This is a genomic window from Janthinobacterium rivuli (assembly GCF_029690045.1).
Taxonomy (GTDB): domain Bacteria; phylum Pseudomonadota; class Gammaproteobacteria; order Burkholderiales; family Burkholderiaceae_D; genus Janthinobacterium; species Janthinobacterium rivuli.
Window position 1 is genome coordinate 3,138,266 of the sequence record NZ_CP121464.1, and the last position, 19,053, is coordinate 3,157,318.

Annotated in this window: 8 protein-coding genes; 4 read left to right on the forward strand and 4 right to left on the reverse strand. The window is 68.2% G+C overall.

Going from position 1 to position 19,053, the window contains the following annotated elements; genetic code table 11:
• The 4 genes from P9875_RS14350 to P9875_RS14365 form a co-directional block, all read right to left on the reverse strand.
• A complete protein-coding gene (locus P9875_RS14350; RefSeq protein ID WP_278318769.1) occupies positions 1 to 864 on the reverse strand; it encodes an EAL domain-containing protein in 864 nt (287 codons plus the stop codon).
• 88 nt (positions 865 to 952) lie between these two features.
• Positions 953 to 1,990, reverse strand: a complete 1,038-nt coding sequence (locus P9875_RS14355) for a serine hydrolase domain-containing protein (RefSeq protein ID WP_278318770.1) — start codon at positions 1,988 to 1,990, stop codon at positions 953 to 955.
• A complete protein-coding gene (locus tag P9875_RS14360; protein WP_278318771.1) occupies positions 1,981 to 2,787 on the reverse strand; it encodes an alpha/beta fold hydrolase in 807 nt (268 codons plus the stop codon). Before P9875_RS14360 ends, P9875_RS14355 begins: the two co-directional genes overlap by 10 nt.
• On the reverse strand, positions 2,784 to 3,800 hold the full coding sequence (locus tag P9875_RS14365) for a M14 family zinc carboxypeptidase (RefSeq protein ID WP_278318772.1): 1,017 nt from the start codon (positions 3,798 to 3,800) through the stop codon (positions 2,784 to 2,786). Before P9875_RS14365 ends, P9875_RS14360 begins: the two co-directional genes overlap by 4 nt.
• Before the next feature lie 208 nt (positions 3,801 to 4,008).
• Between P9875_RS14365 and P9875_RS14370 the strand changes: the two genes are divergently transcribed.
• From P9875_RS14370 to P9875_RS14385, 4 genes are all read left to right on the forward strand, one after another.
• On the forward strand, positions 4,009 to 4,734 hold the full coding sequence (locus P9875_RS14370; RefSeq protein WP_176388904.1) for a hypothetical protein: 726 nt from the start codon (positions 4,009 to 4,011) through the stop codon (positions 4,732 to 4,734).
• Positions 4,731 to 5,306 carry an RNA polymerase sigma factor gene (locus P9875_RS14375; protein WP_099403432.1) on the forward strand — a complete coding sequence of 192 codons (576 nt, stop codon included), beginning with the start codon at positions 4,731 to 4,733 and terminating at the stop codon, positions 5,304 to 5,306. Before P9875_RS14370 ends, P9875_RS14375 begins: the two co-directional genes overlap by 4 nt.
• A gap of 8 nt (positions 5,307 to 5,314) precedes the next feature.
• Positions 5,315 to 6,289, forward strand: coding sequence for a FecR family protein (locus tag P9875_RS14380; protein WP_278318773.1), 975 nt, complete (start codon positions 5,315 to 5,317; stop codon positions 6,287 to 6,289).
• Positions 6,290 to 6,432: 143 nt separating this feature from the next.
• Positions 6,433 to 19,038 carry a filamentous haemagglutinin family protein gene (locus P9875_RS14385; protein ID WP_278318774.1) on the forward strand — a complete coding sequence of 4,202 codons (12,606 nt, stop codon included), beginning with the start codon at positions 6,433 to 6,435 and terminating at the stop codon, positions 19,036 to 19,038.
• Positions 19,039 to 19,053 lie beyond the last annotated feature (15 nt).

Here is a 19,053-nt window from a genome sequence, read left to right on the forward strand (position 1 = left end):
TCACATCGCCTTCAGTGTCATTGCCATTGCCACTGGCCTGGTCAGTTGACGCTGGATAAACTCTTCGCGCTCCATCGGGCGCGCCAGTGCATAGCCCTGGCCGATATGGCAGCCGATACCCAGCAAGGCCGCCAGTACCGATTCGTTCTCGATGCCTTCGGCCACCAGCTTGAGGTTGAGTCTTTGTGCCAGTGAAATGAGGGTGGCGACGATGGCGTGCGAATGGGCGTTGGTTTCCATGTCGCGAATGAAGGCGCCGTCGATCTTGACTTCATCGAAAGGCATCTTGAACAGGACGTTGAAGGTGGCGGAACCGGCGCCGAAATCATCGAGCGACAGGGGAAAGCCCTTCGCCCGCAAGGTGTTGAGGCAAGCCGACAGGCACAGTTCGTCGAGCACCGGCAAGTCTTCGGTGACTTCGACTTTCAGCAGCCGCGTCGGCAGGCAGGCATCCCACATTTTTGTGGCAAGCAGATCGGCCATGCCGGGCGTGCACACGGTATCGATCGAGGCGTTGACGGCAACCGGAACGTCGCCACCTTGACGGCGCAGGTGCTGCAACATGGCGATGACTTCCTTGACGACCAGCTCGAACAGCGGCAGATGCAGGCCGAGCCGGTTCACCATGGGAATGAGTACCGACGGCGGCACGCTGCCATGCTGTGGATGATCCCAGCGCAGCAGCGCTTCCGCGCTGACAACGCGCCGGCTGTGCAAGTCATACTGGGGCTGGTAGACGACACGCAGCCCGTCACCCGAATGGATGGCATGGATGACGTCCGCGTCGCTGGGCAGGGTGAAGGGGCGCGCCGGCAGGCGCTGCCTCATCGTGGTGGATGAAAGGGCATACACGGCTGCGCTCATGGCGATTTTCCCGACAGGTTAAGATGGACGAAGTATAGGAACTTCGGCATCCACGGAAAATCGGACTGTTCTGAAAAGCGGCGTGGCTTCAGAGATCGAATGCGCAGCGCATGAAGTCGCGCCGGATGTCGTTGATCCTGTCGAACTCGCGCGTGTAATACAGCTTGTTCGTCAGCAGCACGGAATAGCGGCCGCGCCTCGGGCTGATCCACATGGCCGTGCCCGTAAAGCCCAGGTGGCACCAGACATCGTCTTGCGGCCCGGTGCCTGCCGCCGGGTGCCAGAACAGGCCGCGCGACGGCTGCAGCTCGCCCGTCCGCACCGTCAGCGAATCGCGCACCCAGCCGGCGTCGAATACCTTGCCGTCCGGCGCCAGCATCGCCCGCAGGAAGCGCTGCAGGTCCGGCACGTTGGAAAACAGCCCGGAAATGCCGCACACGCCGCCCAGCAGCCGGGCCGAAAAATCATGCACCACGCCGGCAAGGTGGGTGCCCGCCTGTTCGCAATACTCGGTCGGCGCGACCAGCTGGCCGTACTGTGGCGCCACAGGGCCGTAGCCCGTGGCGGCCATGCCCAGCGGTTGCAGCACGTACTCGGCCAGCGCCACGTCCAGCGGCATGCCCAGCAGCCGCTCGATGACCAGGCCGAGGATCAGGGCCGCGCGGTCCGTGTATTCGACAGCTCGACTTGGTATGCCTTCCAGCGGCTCGCGCAGCACGCCGCGCACGATGTCGTCGTACACCTCGCCATAGCTGGCGCGCAGGCGGGCGCGCAGCGGCAGGCCGGCCGTGTGCGTCAGCAGCTGGAAAATCGTGATGGGCGCCAGCGCGTATCCCACTGTGCCGGGCAGCAGGTCCGCCAGCCGGCTGTCCAGGCGCAGGCGTTCCTGCTTTACCAGCTGGCCGGTCAGCGACCAGACGCTGATGATCTTGGTCAGCGACGCGATGTCGAACAAGGTGTCGACTTGCATCGCGGCACTGGACGCTTCGGGCGTGAGCCGCCCGGCCGCGCCTGCCACGCCGTGGTCGACGCTGCCCACGGCCCAGGCCGCGCCTGGGAAAATGTGTTCATGCACGCCGGCTTCCACCAGCGCCGTCAGTTGGTCGGTATGGTTGCTTATTTGCATGATGATCGTGCCGTGTTTGTCTTGTCATGCTCTGCCGTTGCCACACCCAGCCAGCGCGCCACCGATTGCGCTACCCATTGCCCCTCGTCGAGCGGCAGGTCGTGACCCGCGTCGCCGTGGATCAAACAATCGGCTTGCCAGGCGCGCGCCAGACGCTGCGAGCAGCGGTGGTCGACCAATCGGTCCAGCGCGCCGGCCATCACCAGCACGGGCATGGCCGGGCGGCTGTCAGGCGCGCGGTAGCGGGCCGCCGACAGCAGCTGGCGCAGCGCGTTGCGCCGGCTGACCGGATATTGCTGCTGAAAACTGAGCCAGCAGGCCAGCAGCGCGGGGTTGCCGCCAGCATGCCGCTGGCTGGTCAGGCGCAAGATCAGACTTTCCTGGCTGCCTGCATCGCCCAGCAGCAGCTGGCGCAGCAGCGCGCCATAGTTTTGCCAGCGCAGGCGCCGGTAAAACGGACTATATGGCCGCATGCTGGTGTTGATCAGCACGCAGCGGGCGATTTCCTGTGGGTAGCGGTGAGCCCATTCCACGGCCACCATGCCGCCCAGGGAAAGTGCCAGCAAGTGGTACGGCGCCGGGATGCCGCGCGCCTGCAGCTCCTGGCGGCAGGCTTCCACCATGTCGGCCACGCGGGTGGCGCTGTCCTGCGCGTGGCGCCCGCCATTGCCGGGGAAGTCGGGCGTGACGATGTGGGCGCCGGGCAGGGCGCGCGCCAGGGTGGCGGGAAAGCTGCCCCAGTGGCGTTGTTCGCGCATCAGGCCGCGCAGCAGGATCCAGGTGGGCGCGTCGCTCATGACTCGTACCATTGCGCCAGCGCGCGCCGTCGTTGCGCCTTGCGCAGCAAGCCTTCCGGCATCCAGCGGCCGTGGCTGCTGGCGGCGCGCATGAGGAAATCGAACCACACGAGGTGCCGGCGCAGCACGCGCTGCAGGCGGTGCGCGGCCGTGGGGTTGAAGATGCTGACCCGGTTGAACAGCTGGCGCGGGTTTTTCTTGACCCAGAGCCATGAACCCATTTCCAGGGTCAGCGGCAGGAACACGCGCCCGCTGTAGCTGGTGCCGTTCAGGTACAGATAGTCCCACAGGTCGCCGTGCGTGCGGTATTGGCGGCTTTGCGGCTCGAATACATAGTTGTGGTTGGGATAGCTCTGGCTGAACAGCTCTTCCAGCGCGCCGATCTCGGCCAGGTGCTCGATGGGCACCTGGGTATGCGCGTGGGGAAACCAGATGCGGTCGCGCAAGCCGAAACCGGAATGGCAATCGAGGGCGATGCTGAACTGGCGCGACAGCAGTTCGCGCTCGACGAGGTCGCACACGGCCTGGCTTTCCACCTCCATCGGCCCCCCGGCCGCGCCGCGGTACCAGGGCAGGCGGGCACTGTAGCGCTGTCCACCGAGCATGAACGGCACTTTTTCGCGTGCGCTCAATGGCGCGTTGCGCATCAGGTCGACCCCCTGCGGATTGCAGCGCGTGGCTTGCCACATGCCGCCCGGATTAACCAGCGGCATGAACACGAGGCGCATGCTTTCCAGTTGCTGGTGCAGGGTGGCGTCCCAGCGCAGGCGGGCGATCAGGCTTTCCAGGAAAGACAGGATGACTTGCGTGCCGATGCGTTCGAGGCCGTGGATGCCGCCGAAAAAGCCCAGCACGGGCACGTCGGGGCTCGGATTGCCCAGCGCAATCGTGTACACGGGAAACTCGCGCCCATCCATGGCGATGCTGCAGGGCGCGGCCACTTCCAGGTGGCTGCCGCCCTCGTCGATGAGGCGCTTCAGCATGACCAGCTCGGGCAGATTCTTTTCGATCATCAGGCGTCTGAAAGGGAGAGTAGCAGCCAGTGTAGCCGAAATCGCCGCCGCACCCGACGTCCCGCATGGCGAAATTTGCGCACGCCGCTGATGTCACGAAGCCGTCATTTTTTGTGTGTAGGCTATTGCAGTTGATGCAAGAATTGTTACTTGGCAATGCCTTGTTTCCACGCATTTCTCCCTCACACGATAGCGACTCGATAGCGATATGACAGGCAGCCCGGCATCCGTCCATGTGCTCGCGCTGGCGGGATACCTGGTTTTGCTGGGTTTCCTGGCCGCGGTGGGACCGGTGCGGGCGCAGCCGGCCGATGGCGCCGTGCTGCAGTTCGATATCGCTGCGCAAAACCTCGGCGACGCGCTCGACCTGTACAGCCGCCGCACGGGCATCGCCGTGCTGATGGACCAGCGCTACGCGCAGCGCCAGTCGGCCGCCGTGCGCGGCCCCCATGCGGCCGGCGCGGCCCTGCAAGCCTTGCTGGAAGGCACGGGCCTGCAATCGCGCCTGTCCGATGCGCAAGCCGTCATCGTGTATGCGCCGGCCGCAGCTGACTTGCCGCAAGTCAGCGTCGTGGCCGCCGCCGACATCCCCGGCGCCACGCAGGGCGGCGGCGACCATGCGGCCTATGTCAGCCGCTTGCAGCACGTGCTGCTGGGACTGCTGTGCCGCGCGGCGCAGACGCGTCCCGGCGGCTACCGGCTGGCGCTGCAACTGTATCTGAACCGCGCCGGCGTGGTGGACCGCGTGCATTTGCTCGACAGCACGGGTTTGCGCGCGCGCGACACGGCCATTGCGCGCGTGGTGCTGGGCATGCGCGTGGGCGCCGCGCCGCTGCCGTCGATGCCGCAGCCCGTTTCCATCCTGCTGCTGCCGCAGGGGCCGGGCAGCGAAGTCGATTGCGGCCCCGGCACGACGGCAAGGCTTGCGCCATGAGCATGCCCGACCTGCGCACCAAGCTCAAACGCCACCTCAGTGCGCGCTATGCCGTGCTGCGCTGGCGCCTGGAGCGCGTGGTCGGCTGCAAGCACCATGCGGCCGATGCGCTGCAGGAAACCTGGCTGCGCCTCGAAGCGATGGTGGCGCCTGGCCCGGCCGCCGCGCCCGTCCACAATCCCGACGCCTATCTGCTGCGCATGGCGGCCAATATCGCCACCGACGCGTACCGGCGCGACCGCATCATCGTCACCGAGCGCGAACGCGAAGAGCTGATGCACATGGCCGACGAGGCCGGCGACGACATCAGCGACCCGGCGCGCATCGTCTCGGCGCGGCTCGACGTGCAGGCGCTCGACTCTGCCCTGGCGGGCCTGTCGCCGCGCCGCCGCGCCATCCTGACGGCGGCGCGCATCGACGGCATGCTCAATGCGGACATCGCCGAGCGCTTCGGCATTTCCGTGGCGATGGTCAAGAAAGAATTGCAGGCCGCCATGCAACACTGTAAAACGTGCATGGCCGGCGCCGATGCCGCCCAGCGCAGCGATGTGTCGGGCCGCCGTAAATATTGATGAATCCCATGACTGCTCCTGACCGCGATCCACGCGACGTTTTTGAACATACCGACACGGCCATCGGCCGGGAAGCCGCCGCCTGGTGGGCGCGCCTGCGTGCCGACGATTTTACGCAGGCCGACGCCGACGCCTTGCGCGCCTGGTGCGCGCGCAGCCCCGACCATGCGCGCGCCTGGCGCGAGCTCAAGCAAGTGTGGCAGGCGCTCGATCCCGCCTTGACCCGCGCCGCCGCTGCGCCGCAGGGGGAAAACGTGCTGGCGTTCCCGGCGCGCCCCGGCCGGCGGGCGTTTCTCGGTGGCGCGCTGGCGGCCGGCGTGGCCGTGCTGGCTTTGCGTCCACCGCTGGGCGCCTGGCCGTCGCTGCAGGAATTCTCCGCCGACTACCGCACGGGCACGGGCGAGCAGCGGCAAGTGGCCCTGTCGCAGCAGATGACGATACAGATGAATACGCAGACGCGCATCGATGTGCGCGCGCCCGAGTCCATCGAATTGCTGGGCGGCGAGGCGGAAATCCTTGCCAGCGGCGCGCGCCAGCCCGTGTCGGTGCTGGCGGGCGCGGGGCGCCTGCTGGCGCAGTCGGCCCGTTTCAATGTGCGCCACACGGACGACGCCGTCTGCGTCACCTGCCTGGCGGGCGCCGTGGAGGTGGTTTGGCAGCAGCGCCGCCACACCCTCGATGCGGGGCAGCAACTGGTGTACGACGAGCGGGGCGTGCAGGCGGCCACGGCGGCGCCGGTGGAAGAGGCCAGCGCGTGGCGCACGGGCGCGCTGTCGTTTGTCGGCAAGCCGCTGGCCGATGTCGTCGATGAAATCAACCGCTACCGGCCCGGCCGGGTGGTGTTGCGCAACGCCGAGCTGGGCCGCCGCCTCGTGCGCATGCGTTTTTCCATCGGGCAAACTGACGGCGCGCTGGCGATGATACGCGACCTGTACGGCGCGCAAATGACCAGCCTGCCGGGCGGCATCGTGCTGCTCAGCTGATTCCTGGTTTCCCTGCGGCAGGGGAATCAAAATATTTTTCAAAAAGCATTATCCCTTCCGCCGCCCAGCTACGTCATGGAGGTATGGACGCTTGCGCTACCGCCAGGCTCCGTTCCCTACTCTCTAGCCAGGAAACCATTGCCATGACCAAGCTTCACACTGCCCAGCGCCCAGTCCCAAACGTTGACACGGACGCGCAGCGTACCTCCACGCTGGGCAGCCGCTTGCGGCTCACGCCGCTCGCTTACGCATTGACCACCATGCTGATGGCGGGCGCCTTTGCCACGCCGGCGCGCGCGCAGCAGGCGTTCAGCGGCGGCTGGTTCGCGGCCAAGGGCGCGGCGCAAAATACGGCGGCCAACTCGGGCCGCCTGCCGAATGGCCAGCCGCTGCCGCTGGGCAGCCGTCCCGACGGCCAGCAACAGCAAGCAAACCAGCAGTTGCAGCGCTCGCTCAACAACCTGAACCTGGCCGCGCGCGCCATCGCCGCACAGCAAGCATCCCAGGCGCAGGCGCGCCAGGCGGCCGCCGGCGGCGCCAGTGTGCCAAATGGCCTGGCGCAGGGCGGCTTGCAGGTCGACACCAATAGCCTGACGGCCGGCTGGCTCAATGCCCAGGGTCCCGTGCAGACGGTGGCGAACGGCAAGACGGCCGTGGTGGTGCAGCAGACGGCGGACAAGGCCATCCTGAACTGGGAAACGTTTAACGTGGGCAAGGACACGACCTTGACGTTCCAGCAGCAGAAGGACTGGGCCGTGCTGAACCGCGTCAACGATCCGCTGGCGCGTCCCAGCCAGATCCAGGGCCAGATCAAGGCCGACGGCACGCTGCTGCTGGTCAACCGCAACGGCATCGTATTTACGGGCACGAGCCAGGTCGATACGCGCAGCCTGGTGGCGGCCGCGGCCCGCATCAGCGATGCGCAATTCCAGAAAAACGGCATCTACAGCCCCGGCACGGCCGGCGCCACGACGTTCACCGATGCCGCCGGCAAGGTGCAGGTGCAGGCCGGCGCGCGCGTCAGTAGCAATGCGCCCAAGGGCAGCACGGAAGGCGGCGGTTACGTGATGCTGCTGGGGACAGAGGTGCACAATGCGGGCGAGATCAATACGCCCAAGGGCCAGACCCTGCTGGCCGCCGGCGACGGTTTTACCATCAAGAAGGGCGTGGGCACGGACGGCAATCCGCTGTCGACCACGCGCGGCAGCGAAGTCACGCCGCAGTTCGCGGCCGGCAGCACGGCGGGCAAGGTCGTCAACACGGGCCTGATACAGGCGCGGGAAGGCGATGTCACGCTGGCGGGCCGCGACGTGCGCCAGGAAGGCGTGCTGCTCGCCACCACCACGGCCGCCACGCGCGGCACGGTCCACCTCAACGCCCTGGGCAGCGACGCGGCCGTCACCGTGGGACGCGGCGCCACCACGGCCATCCTCGTCGAGGATGACGGCAAGACGATGGCACTCGACAGCCAGCGCGACGCCATGCGCGGACCGGCCGTGACGGGCACGGAAAACATCGTTGCCGTCAACGACCGCCGCGACCAGTCGCGCATCGAGATCGGCAGCGCCGGCACGGTGGAATTCATCGGCGACTCGCTGACCCTGGCCACGGGCGGCCAGATCGCCGTGAATGCGGCCAGCCGCAGCCTGTTGCGCGACGGGGCGCAGCTCGACGTGTCCGGCGCCGTCGGCGTCAAGGTGGCGATGGCGGCCAACAATATCGAGATCAATGTGCAGGGCAACGAGCAGCGCGATGCGCCAGTCAACCGCGATGGCAAGGCCCTGATCAACAACAGTATCTGGGTCGACCGCCGCAAACTCGTGTTCGTACCGAAAGGCACGAATGGCTATGACAGCGACCGCTGGTACACGGCCGGCGGCTTGCTGGAAGTGGCCGGTTATCTGGGCACGCAGGGGCACTCCGTCAGCGAATGGATGGGGCAGGGCGGCACGGTGAGCTTCGGCGGCAAGGATGTCGTCACGCAGCTTGGCTCCAGCATCAATCTGTCCGGCGGCACCCTGGACGTGCAGACGGGCGCGTTGCGCCAGACCTGGCTGAAAGGCGCGGACGGCAAGCTGTACGAAGCGGGCAGCGCACCGGCCGACTTGCCGTACGCGGGCGTGTACAAGGGTTACGAGGAAGAACATGCGCGCTGGGGCAAGGAAGCCAGCGCTTTCTACGCCAATCCCCTGATCGCCGCACAACAGCGCCTGGAAAACGGCTACACGGTGGGCCGCGACGCGGGCAAGCTGGTGGTGGCCACGGGGTCGGCCGTGCTGGAAGGAGCGATTGCGGGCGATGTTTTCCAGGGCGAGCGCCAGAGCCAGGCGCCGCAGGCGCTGCTCGACGGCTACCAGCAGTCGCAACTGGCGGCCGCGCAGCGGGGCCAGCTGGTCGTCGGCCAGTATCAGGCCATGGTCGACAAGCGCACGGGCGTGCTGCAGCATGCGCTGTCGGCCGTCATGGACGAGGTGCGCCTGACGCGGGTGCAGGACGGCATCGCCGCCGGCCTCGATGTGACAGGCGCGCTGGAGCCGGAGCGCCAGGGCAGGCTGCTGCTTGACACCAGCTTGCTGAACAATCAGCAACTGGGCGCCATCCGCATCGCCGCCAAGGGCGCGATCACCGTCGACAGCGCGCTGCAAGTGGCCGATGGCGGCAACATCACCCTGTTCGGCAAGGACGTGGCCATCAATAGCAACCTGCGCAGCCATGGCGGCAGCATCATGGCCGGCAATGTGCTGAACCAGATCGGCGCGCTGGGCATGGCTGACACTGTCGTCAATCCGGGCGTGCCGCCGGGCACGTTGCTGCTGGCCGATGGCGTGAGTCTCGACACCAGCGGCTTGCTTAGCAACGTGCTGCGCGTCCCGCTGGCCGCCGCCGGCTTGCCCTACCTGAACGGCGGCACGGTATCGTTGCGCGCGTTTGGCGACGTGCGCATCGGCAATGGCAGTCTGATCGACGTCAGCTCGGGCGCGGCCATCCTGTCGCAGGCGAAACAGCAGGGCGGCAAGGGCGGCAACGTGGCCCTGGCCAGCTATGGGCCGGAAGCCGACCTGGTGCTGGGCGAGGGCGCGCAAGTGCGCGGCCATGGCGTGACCGGCGGCGGCAAGCTGGAATTGCAGGCGAACAAGATCGCGATTGGCCAAGCCGATACCGGACAGAAAGGTATCCTGCAGCTGGAGGGCGACTTCTTCGACAAGGGCTTTTCCAGCTACAGCCTGCTCGGCAAGCAGGGCGTGACGGTGGCGGACGGCGCGCAGGTCGACGTGCGCATGCCCGTGCTGCGCGTGGTGGACAATGAAAAACTGGCCCTGTGGACGCCGGAACAGGTCACGGAAAACGCCGTCAAGGGTACCTTGACGCAGCGCAAGGGCGCCAGCCTGGCCCTGCAGGTGGGCGACGTGCAGTCCGATGCGGCCGACATGGCCAGCGCCGAGTTGCTGGTCGGCAAGGGCGCCGTGGTGAATGTCGATGCGGGCCAGTCGATCAAGCTGTCCAGCGTGGGCCAGCTGACGGTGGAAGGGCGGCTGAACGCCTGGGGCGGCAAGATCAGCCTCGGCGGCGTGGGCGTCGCCGTGAATGTGTCCGAAGCGGTGGAAGCGGCCGGCCATGGCCGCTCCCTGTGGATAGGCGAAAATGCCGTGCTCGACGTGGCCTCGCGCGCCGTCACGGCCACGGACGTGCAGGGCCGGCGCTACGGCAAGGTGCTCGATGGCGGCAGCATCGTCATCGGCGGCGAGATCGACCATGCGCAGGGCAGCACGTCGGCGGCTAGCCTGTTCGTCGTCGTGCGCGACGGCGCCGTGCTGGACGCTTCGGGCGCGCATGCGGTGCTCGATGTGAACGGCGCGGCCATCGACGTGGCCAGCGCCGGCGGCAGCATCGCGCTGGCGTCGAACAATGGCTTGTACCTCGATGGCCTGTTGCTGGCCCGGGCGGGCGGCGCGGGCGCGGCGGGCGGCAGCCTGTCCGTCGCCACGGGCACCCCCGTCTACCTGAAAGTGCTGGCCACGGACAAGGTGCTGCAGGGGCGCCAGCTGGCCGTGACGCAACGCCAGGGCGCCAGCGACCTGGCTGAACACGTGAACGCTCGGGATGCGGCGGCAACGCTGCAGTACGGCCACGGCCGTTTTTCCGTCGAGCAAGTGGAAGCGGGCGGCTTCGGCAGCCTGGCCCTGCTGGGCGCCGCCTCCTTCGATGGCGACGTGTCGCTGAATCTGCAGCAAAGCTTCCAGCTGTACGGCGCGCCCGTGTTGACACCAGGCAGCAAGCCCGGCGCGAAGGTCAGCATCGCGGCACCGTACGTGCGCCTGGCCAGCATCAAGCCGGCCGGCAAGGATTTCTATGTCACGCCAGGCACGGCCGGGGAGTCGCCGATGGCCGGCCAGGTCAGCATCGCGGGCGACCTGATCGATGTGCGCGGCCTGGTCAATATCGTTGCCGACGACGTGCGCCTGAGCAGCCGCGGCGACTTGCGCTTCCTGCTGTCCCCGCTGGGCTGGGGCGGCGCGGAGGCGACGACGGTGCTGTCCTCGCCGGGCGACATGACCCTCAGTGCAGCCCAGCTGTATCCGGAAACGGGCGCCGGCGCCGCCGTACGCGTCGGCTACGGCCGCGTCGATGGAACGTTTGGCTACGACCCGGCGCGCAGCCTGCGCATCGCCCGCACGACGGACAGCGTGCCGGCCATGCCGTATTCCGCCTTCGGCTCGCTGGAACTGGAGGCCGCGCATATCGAGCAGGGCGGCGTGGTGCGCGCACCGCTGGGGCGCCTGGCGATCGGCGCTGCCCGCTATGAAAATGACAAGAGCCTGAGCGTCAATCTGCTGGCCAACAGCATCAGCTCCGTCAGCGGCGCCGGCCTGGTCATGCCGTATGGCGGCACGGTCGATGGCCAGAGCTGGAATGTGGATGGCAAGCTGGCCACCTTCATGGGCGTGGGCGGCTTCAATGCGCAGGGCGGCCTGCGCGTCGGCGTGGAAATGGCCGGCGTGGCCGTGGACGTGCAGCCGGGCGCGCTGCTCGACCTGTCCGGCGGCGGCGAACTGACGGGCGCCGGCTTCATCGCGGGCCGCGGCGGTTCCACCGATGCGCGCTATCATCCGCTGGCGCAAGTGAATGCGAACGGCGGTTTCATCCTGCCGGGCCTGGCGACGAATCCCGTGTACGCCATCGTGCCCGGCGTGCAGGCGCCGCAAGCGCCTTCGGGCGCCTCCGATGCGGCCATCGGCCGGCAAGTGACGATAGGCAACGGCGTGCCGGGCCTGGCGGCCGGCACCTACACCCTGATGCCGTCGACCTACGCCTTGCTGCCGGGCGCCTTCCGCGTGGAGCTGAACGGCCTGGCGGGGCAGGGCAGCGCCGGTACGCTGGCGCAGCCGCTGCGCAACGGTTCCTGGGCCGCGCCCGGCACCTTGTCGATCGCCGGCACGGACATCCGCGCGCCGCTGGCCAGCCAGCTGATCATCACGCCGGCCAAGGTCGTGCGCACGTATTCCCAGTACAACGAAATGGGTTATGCCGCGTTCGCCCTGGCCGATGCGCAGACGCGGGGCATTCCCCGCGCGATGCTGCCGGCCGATGCGAAAACGCTCAAGCTGAACCTGGCGCCCGGCGGCGGCCTGGAGACGTTCCAGTTCCACGGCACGGGCAAGTTCGCCGCGGCCGAGGGCGGCTATGGCGGCACCGTGGTGCTGATGTCGAGCAATACCTCCGCTGGCGAGATCGAGCTCCTCGCCGATGGCGCGCCGGCCAGCGGTGACGCGAAACAGGTCAGCATACGCACTTCCAGTTTGAACAATATCGGCGCGGCCCGCATCGTGGTGGGCAATGCGCCCACGGTGGAATATGGCCAGGGCGGCAATTACGTGAACTTCGGCGTCCAGTCGGCGCGCGCCATTTACCTGCGCGCCGGCGCCGTCCTGTCGGCGCCCGAAGTATTCCTCGTCGCCCAGGATCCGGGCAATTCTGAACTGGGCGACGGCGTGATCGATATCGCGCCCGGCGCCGGCATCAACACCCTGGGACGCGGCAAGGCGGCCTACGACGCCAACGATGGCTTCATCTACCAGAGCCGCCCGGACGTGCACGTGCTGGCCGCGTCGAACGGCTTGCTCAACGTGGCGCCCGTCAGCGGCGCGACGCGCGGCGGCATCCGCATCGGCATGTGCGCCGACGCTTGCGCGGGTAGCGGCACGGCCAGCCTGTACTCGGAAGGCACCCTGCTGCTGGCGACCAGCGGCAGCTTCCAGCTCGACGACACTGCCCGCTACGGCACGCGCAACCTGAGCCTGGCTGTGGGCGCCATCAATATCGGCTCGAACGAGGCGCTGGCGGCGGCCCAGGCCAGCGGCACGCGTCCCGCCGGACTGACCCTGAACCAGGGGCTGCTGGACCGTTTGCTGCGCGGCGACACCAGCACGGGCGCGCCGGCGCTGCAGGCGCTGATGCTCAACGCGGCCGACAGCGTTAATTTTTATGGCGACGTGGTGCTCGACACCTACGACAAAATCAGCGGAAAATCGAACCTGGAGCGCCTGGTGCTGACCACGCCGGCCATGTATGGCCAGGGCGGTGCCAGCACGGTGGCGACCATCCGCACGGCCAACCTGATCTGGGGCGGCGCCCTGTCGGCGCCCGGCAATGTGATCGCGCATGGCGCCGGCACGGGCAGCGGCACCCTGAACCTGGAGGCCGAACGCATCGATTTCGGCTTCGGCCCCTTCACACAGCCGGCCGGTGTCGCCACCTTCGACCGCCTGGCGCTGGGTTTTGGCACCGTCAACCTGAAAGCGTCGGACCAGGTCACGGCCAACCACAAGGGCAGCCTGTCCGTCCACCAGGCGCAGGGCGCGTATGAAACGGGCAAGGGCTTCCGGTACAGCGGCGGCAACCTGAACATCAGCACGCCGCTGCTGACGGGCGAGGCCGGTTCGTCGCACAGCTACACGGCGGGCGGCGCGCTGGCCGTGACGGCGCCGGCCGGCGCGCCAGCCCCTTTCGCCAAAACTAACGCGGCGCTGGGCGCCCAGCTGGCCTTGAACGGCGACAGCGTGAACGTGGCCACGGCCGTGGTGCTGCCGAGCGGCAAGCTCACCGTCAATGCGCAGCACGATATCAGCGTGGCCGACGCTGCGCGCATCGACATGGCGGGCCGCAAGAGCACCTTCTTCGACGTGGATAAATACAGCTGGGGCGGTGACGTGACCCTGGACAGCCGCGCCGGGGATATCCGCGCAGCTGCCGGCAGCGTGATCGACCTGTCGGCCGAGAACAACCGCGCCGGCAGCCTGAAGGCCGTAGCCCTCGATGGCGCGGCCGGCATGGTGGAGCTGCAAGGCAAGATATTGGGCGGCGCCAGCGGCAACTACGACGCGGGCGGCACCGTGGTGCCGTACAAGCTGGGCAGCGTGGACGTGCGTGCGCAAACCCTGGGCCCAAGTGGCACCCTGGACAGCCAGTTCGCGTCGCTGAACAAGCGCCTGAGCGAAGGCGGCGTGACGGGCGCACGCAGCTTCCAGCTGAAACAGGGTGACCTGACGATAGGTAACGAAATCAAGGCTGGCGAAGTGCAGGTATCCGTCGATAACGGCCGCCTCACCGTTGCTGGCACCATCGACGCCAGCGGCGAGCGCGTGGGCAGCATCCGCCTGGCCGGCAAGCATGGCGTCACCCTGGCCGGCAACGCCGTGCTCGATGCGCACGGCACCGTCTTGCGCGTCGACAGCTATGGCAAGATCATCGATAGCCCGAACCGGGCCACGGTGGAACTGAACGCGGGGGAGGGAACATTGGACCTGGCCGGCGGCGCGCAGATCGACGTGCGCCACGGCACGGCGGCCGTGCTTGGCAAGGGCAAGGGCGAATACGACGGCGCCGCGCGCGGCACGGTGGAACTGAGCGCGCCGCGCCTGGGCAGCGGCGGTTCCCGCACGGACGCAGACGCGGCCACCTTCGGCGACGTCGCCATCGCCAGCGGCAGCGGTTTTACCGTGCGCGGCGCGAAATCGATCGCCATCAACGCCATGCAGCGCTACGACGATGCGGCTTATGCCACGGACCTGTCGGCCAGCGGCCGCCCGTATCAGGTGGTCAACCAGGCATACCTCGACAGCAAGCATGCGGACAGCACGGCTTTTATCGATGCGGCGCTGGCCAACACGAACTTGCGCAATGGCAAGCTGGCGGGCTTGAACACGGCCGCGTATGCCGAGGCGCTGCACTTGCGTCCCGGCGTCGATATCGTCAGCAAGACGGCGGACGGCGACCTGGTGGTGCAGGGCGACCTGGATTTGTCCGGCATGCGCTACGCCAGCCTGAACCCGCGTTTTCAAGTGACGCATGCACGCGGCTCGGGCGAGGTGGGCAGCCTGCTGCTGCGCGCCGGCGGCGATTTGAATATCTATGGCAGCATCAATGACGGCTTCGCGCCGCCGCCGTCCACGCAGGACGACAAGGGCTGGTTGCTGCTGCCGGGGCGCGACATCAACGGCAGCGACGTCATCGTGCCGGGCACGGGCGTGACCCTGGCCGACGGCACCATCTTCCCGGGCGGCGTCACGCTCAATTACGACGTGCCCGTCAAGGCCCTGAGTTTCCGCGCCAACACGCGCCTGCCCGTGGATGTGGTCCTGAACCAGGTGCTCACCTTGCCGGCCGGCACGGTGCTGGCGGCCGCCGTGCGCGATAGCGCCGGCAATATCGTCCATGCGGCGGGCACCTTGCTGGCCAAGGAACAGACCTTTACTGCCGGCATGCGGCTCGACGCGGGCAGCGTGGTCGCGCAAATGGTCAAGGTACGCGCCATGACCTGGCCGAAAGGCGTTGCCTTGCCGGGCTTGCTGGGCGAGCGCAACGTGGTCACCCTCAGTGGCAAAGTGGAGCTGCCCGTCGGCGCGCTGATCCCGAACGGCACCGACGTCAAGCTGCTGCCCGGCGTGACGTCCATCGCATTGCGCCCGGAAGTGGCGGGGCGCCAGGGCGCGCTGTGGGCCATCGCGCCGATGCTGGCCGAAGGTTCGCAATCGTGGGGCATGCGCCTGGCGGCCGGCGCCGACCTGGAGGCGGCCGACACGCGCAGCGTGCAGGCGCATCCGGCGCACGGCACCCTGCGCCTGGCCGACAGCCATTACGGCATGTATGGCGTCATGATCCCGCCGAAGGGCGTGCAGCACTGGACGCAGGCGGCGCAGGAGCTGGGCGAGCGCGAGGGCATCGTCGGCATCGTGGCGGGCGAACCGATCACCGAGGAATTCATCAGCCAGTTCGGCCAGACCGTGGCGGAATTTTGCGCTGGCGACGCCAGCATGTGCGTGCTGAAGCTGGCCTATGTGTGGACCAAGGCCGGCGCCGAAGAATTCGCCGACCCGAGCGTGAAGGCGGGCGACGTGGTCGACCTGGCCGGCCTGGGCTGGCCCACCATGTGCGAGGAAAACCCCACCTGGTGCGGCACCTCCAACCCCACCTTCGACAATAAGGCGTCCAGCCTGCGCTACAGCGTGCTGCGCACGGGCACGGGCGACCTGGACCTCGTCAGCGGCGGCGACTTGCGCATGGACAGCCTGTACGGCGTGTACACGGCCGGCATGTCGTCGGTGGCGACGGCGGCGGGCGACCCGTACAACCTGCCGCGCGCGCGCAATCTGGACGGCACGGTGCTGTCCAACCCCGATGGCGCGCATGAGCGCCTGGTCGATGGCGGCGCAGACAGTCTCTACCGCGCCTGGTATCCGGACCAGGGCGGCAATCTGCTGCTGCGGGTGGCCGGCGACCTGAGCGGCTCGCTGGTCGGCGGGGCTGCCGCCACCAACGGGCGCCCCGTCAGCAAGGATGGCCCTGGCGATTCGGTGGCGGTGGGCAACTGGCTGTGGCGCCAGGGCAGCGGCGGCGTGGCCACGGGCGGTCCGGCCCAGCCGACGGCGTGGTGGATCAATTTCGGCAGCTACGTGGGCCGCGATACCCTGGCCGATACCGTGCTGGGCTTTACGGGCTTCGGCACCCTGGGCGGCGGCAATGTGCGCGCCGACGTGGCCGGCGATGCGGGCGTGCTGGCGCCGAAGGTTGCCACCGTCTTCAACACCAACATCAATCCGCGCTCGCAGGGCTTGCTGCTGGCCGTGGGCAGCACGGGCCGCGTGCTGGCCGACGGCAGCCTGCAACTGACGGGCGGCGGCGACCTGGACCTGCGCGTGGGCGGCGGCCTCAATCCGTCCAGCCAGTCCGGTGGCGGCCACTTGAATGGCGCGCTGGCCGACTTGCGCGGCCACGTGGAGGTGGCCGCTGCCCAGCTGGGCAAGGTCGCGCTGCAGTACGGCACGCGCGCTACCGACCACGTGCCGCTGGAAACGCGCGCCTTCGACGCCTTCCGCGCCACCCGCGCCACGCCGCAGGGCGGCATGACCCTGGTGCCCGGCGACGCCACTTTCAATGTGGCCACCCTGGGCGACCAGGTGCTGCAGGATGTGGCCGACCCCGGCCGCGTACCGATGTTCAACGCCGCGTCGTATACCAGTGCGGCGGGCGAAGCGGGCGCCGGCTACAGCTGGTTCAGCCTGTGGACGCCGCGCACGGCACTCGACCTGTTTTCCGCCGGCGGCAACATGACGCCGCTGACCGCGCCGATCGGCACGGCCACCGACCTGGCCGTCGTCTATCCCTCCATCGTGCGGGCCGCGGCCGCGAATGGCAGCTTGTACTATGGCAAGACCATCACGGACTGGGGTGGCGCGACCGCGTATGCCGATCCTTTGCTGCTGGCGCCGTCGCCAAACGCCCAGCTGGAATGGCTGGCCGGCGATTCCATCTATGCGGGCGGCTACGCCGTCAGCCAGTCCGGCGCGGCCGCCGACAGCATGGCGACGCCGTTCAAGCCAGCGTTCGCGGCCTGGAACCTCAGGCCCGGCAGCCAGACTGCCCTGGGCGGCAATGTTTCGAGCACGGGCGTGCCGTCGTCGCAGTGGAACGCTCCGCTGTTCGCCTTCGGGCCCGATTCCGCCGCCGGCCCGGCCAACAGCGGCACGCAAGCGGCGCGCATCTACGCCGTGAAGGGCGATCTGATCGGCGTCAATAGCGGCCGCATGGTCGCGTTCTATGATGCCAAGCATGCGGGCGTCACCTGGTACGAGGGGGCGCAACCGGTGTGGATGAAGGCGGGCCGCGATATCGTCGGCAGCGGCACGGCGCTGCTGGAAGCCATCGATGGCACGGGCGGTGGCGACATGATGTTCCGCAATTACAGCAACCTGTTCGTGCACAACAACGCATTTGACGTGTCGGTGGTGTCGGCCGGACGCGATATCCTGGCCAGTTCCTTCAACGTGGCCGGCCCCGGCACGCTCGATATCAGCGCCGGGCGCAATATCCTGATGCAGGACAAGGGCAGCGTCGTCAGCCTCGGCCCCGTCGTCACGGGAGACAAGCGCCCGGGCGCCGGCATCGCCATGCAGGCCGGCGTGGGCGCGGCCGGTCTCGACTACCTGCGCTTCGTCAAGCCCTATCTTGACCCGGCGAACGTGGCGCAGGCGGGCGTGCCGCTGGCCGACCAGGCCGGCAAGGTGGTGAAATCGTACGGCGGCGAACTGGCCACCTGGCTCGGTGAACGCTACGGCTTCAAGGGCACGGCCGCCGAGGCGCAGGCCTTTTATCTCGCCTTGCCCGAGCCGCAGCAGCGCGTGTTCGCCCGCGACGTGTATTTCGCGGAACTGAAGGCGGGCGGGCGCGAGTACAACGATGCGGACAGCGCGCGTTATGGCAGCTTCCTGCGCAGCCGCAACGCCATCGCGGGCCTGGCGCCGGCCACGGACGCCAACGGCAAGGCGATTGCCTATACGGGCGACATCATCATATACCGCGGCCTGTATTCCAAGTGGAACGACGGCGAGCAGCGCAGGGATTACTTCCCCCGCAGCGGCTACGTGCACACCAACTTCGGCGGCGGCATCCAGATGCTGACGCCGGGCGGCAAGCAGGTGCTGGGCATTGAAGGCGAGGCGCCGCCGTCGACCTCGGGCATCATCACCAAGGGCGGCGGCAACATCGACCTGTTCTCGCAAGGCAGCATCCTGCTGGGCCAGAGCCGCATCATGACGACGTTTGGCGGCGATATCCTCGGCTGGTCCTCGCAAGGCGACATCAACGCGGGCCGCGGTTCGAAGTCGACCATCGTCTACACGCCGCCCAAGCGCGTGTATGACAACTGGGGCAACGTGACCCTGTCGTCCGACGTGCCAAGCACGGGCGCCGGCATCGCCACCCTGGCGCCGATCGCCGAAGTACCGGCCGGCGACGTGGACTTGCTGGCCCCGCTGGGCACCATCGATGCGGGAGAGGCGGGCATCCGCGTGTCGGGCAACGTCAACCTGGCCGCGCTGATCGTGATGAACGCGGCGAATATCCAGGTCAAGGGAGAAGCGAAGGGCATGCCGGCGGTGGCGTCCGTCAACGTGGCCGCCATGACGAACGCCAGCGCGGCCGCCACGCAGGCGACGGCCGCCGCCCAGGACGTGGTGCAGCGCGAACGCGCCGCCACCCGTTCCGCGCAGCCATCGGTGTTTACGGTGCGCGTGCTGGGCTTTGGCAATGACGCACCGCCCGACAGCGCGCAAGCGATGCCGCAGGACGGCGCGCGCATCGAGGCGGCCGATTACAACCCGCGCAGCGCCGTGCGCGTGCTGGGCCTGGGCACGCTGCCGGAATCGGCCACGCGCCAGCTGACGGCGCAAGAGCGCAGCAGGTTGTCGCCATGATGGCCGGCGTGGTGA

Excerpts from the sequence above, each read along its gene's own strand:
- P9875_RS14350 (WP_278318769.1), bottom strand. The coding sequence starts at position 864 with ATGAGCGCAGCCGTGTATGCCCTTTCATCCACCACGATGAGGCAGCGC.
- P9875_RS14370 (WP_176388904.1), top strand. The coding sequence starts at position 4,009 with ATGACAGGCAGCCCGGCATCCGTCCATGTGCTCGCGCTGGCGGGATAC.
- P9875_RS14355 (WP_278318770.1), bottom strand. The coding sequence starts at position 1,990 with ATGCAAATAAGCAACCATACCGACCAACTGACGGCGCTGGTGGAAGCC.
- P9875_RS14365 (WP_278318772.1), bottom strand. The coding sequence starts at position 3,800 with ATGATCGAAAAGAATCTGCCCGAGCTGGTCATGCTGAAGCGCCTCATC.
- P9875_RS14375 (WP_099403432.1), top strand. The coding sequence starts at position 4,731 with ATGAGCATGCCCGACCTGCGCACCAAGCTCAAACGCCACCTCAGTGCG.
- P9875_RS14360 (WP_278318771.1), bottom strand. The coding sequence starts at position 2,787 with ATGAGCGACGCGCCCACCTGGATCCTGCTGCGCGGCCTGATGCGCGAA.
- P9875_RS14380 (WP_278318773.1), top strand. The coding sequence starts at position 5,315 with ATGACTGCTCCTGACCGCGATCCACGCGACGTTTTTGAACATACCGAC.
- P9875_RS14385 (WP_278318774.1), top strand. The coding sequence starts at position 6,433 with ATGACCAAGCTTCACACTGCCCAGCGCCCAGTCCCAAACGTTGACACG.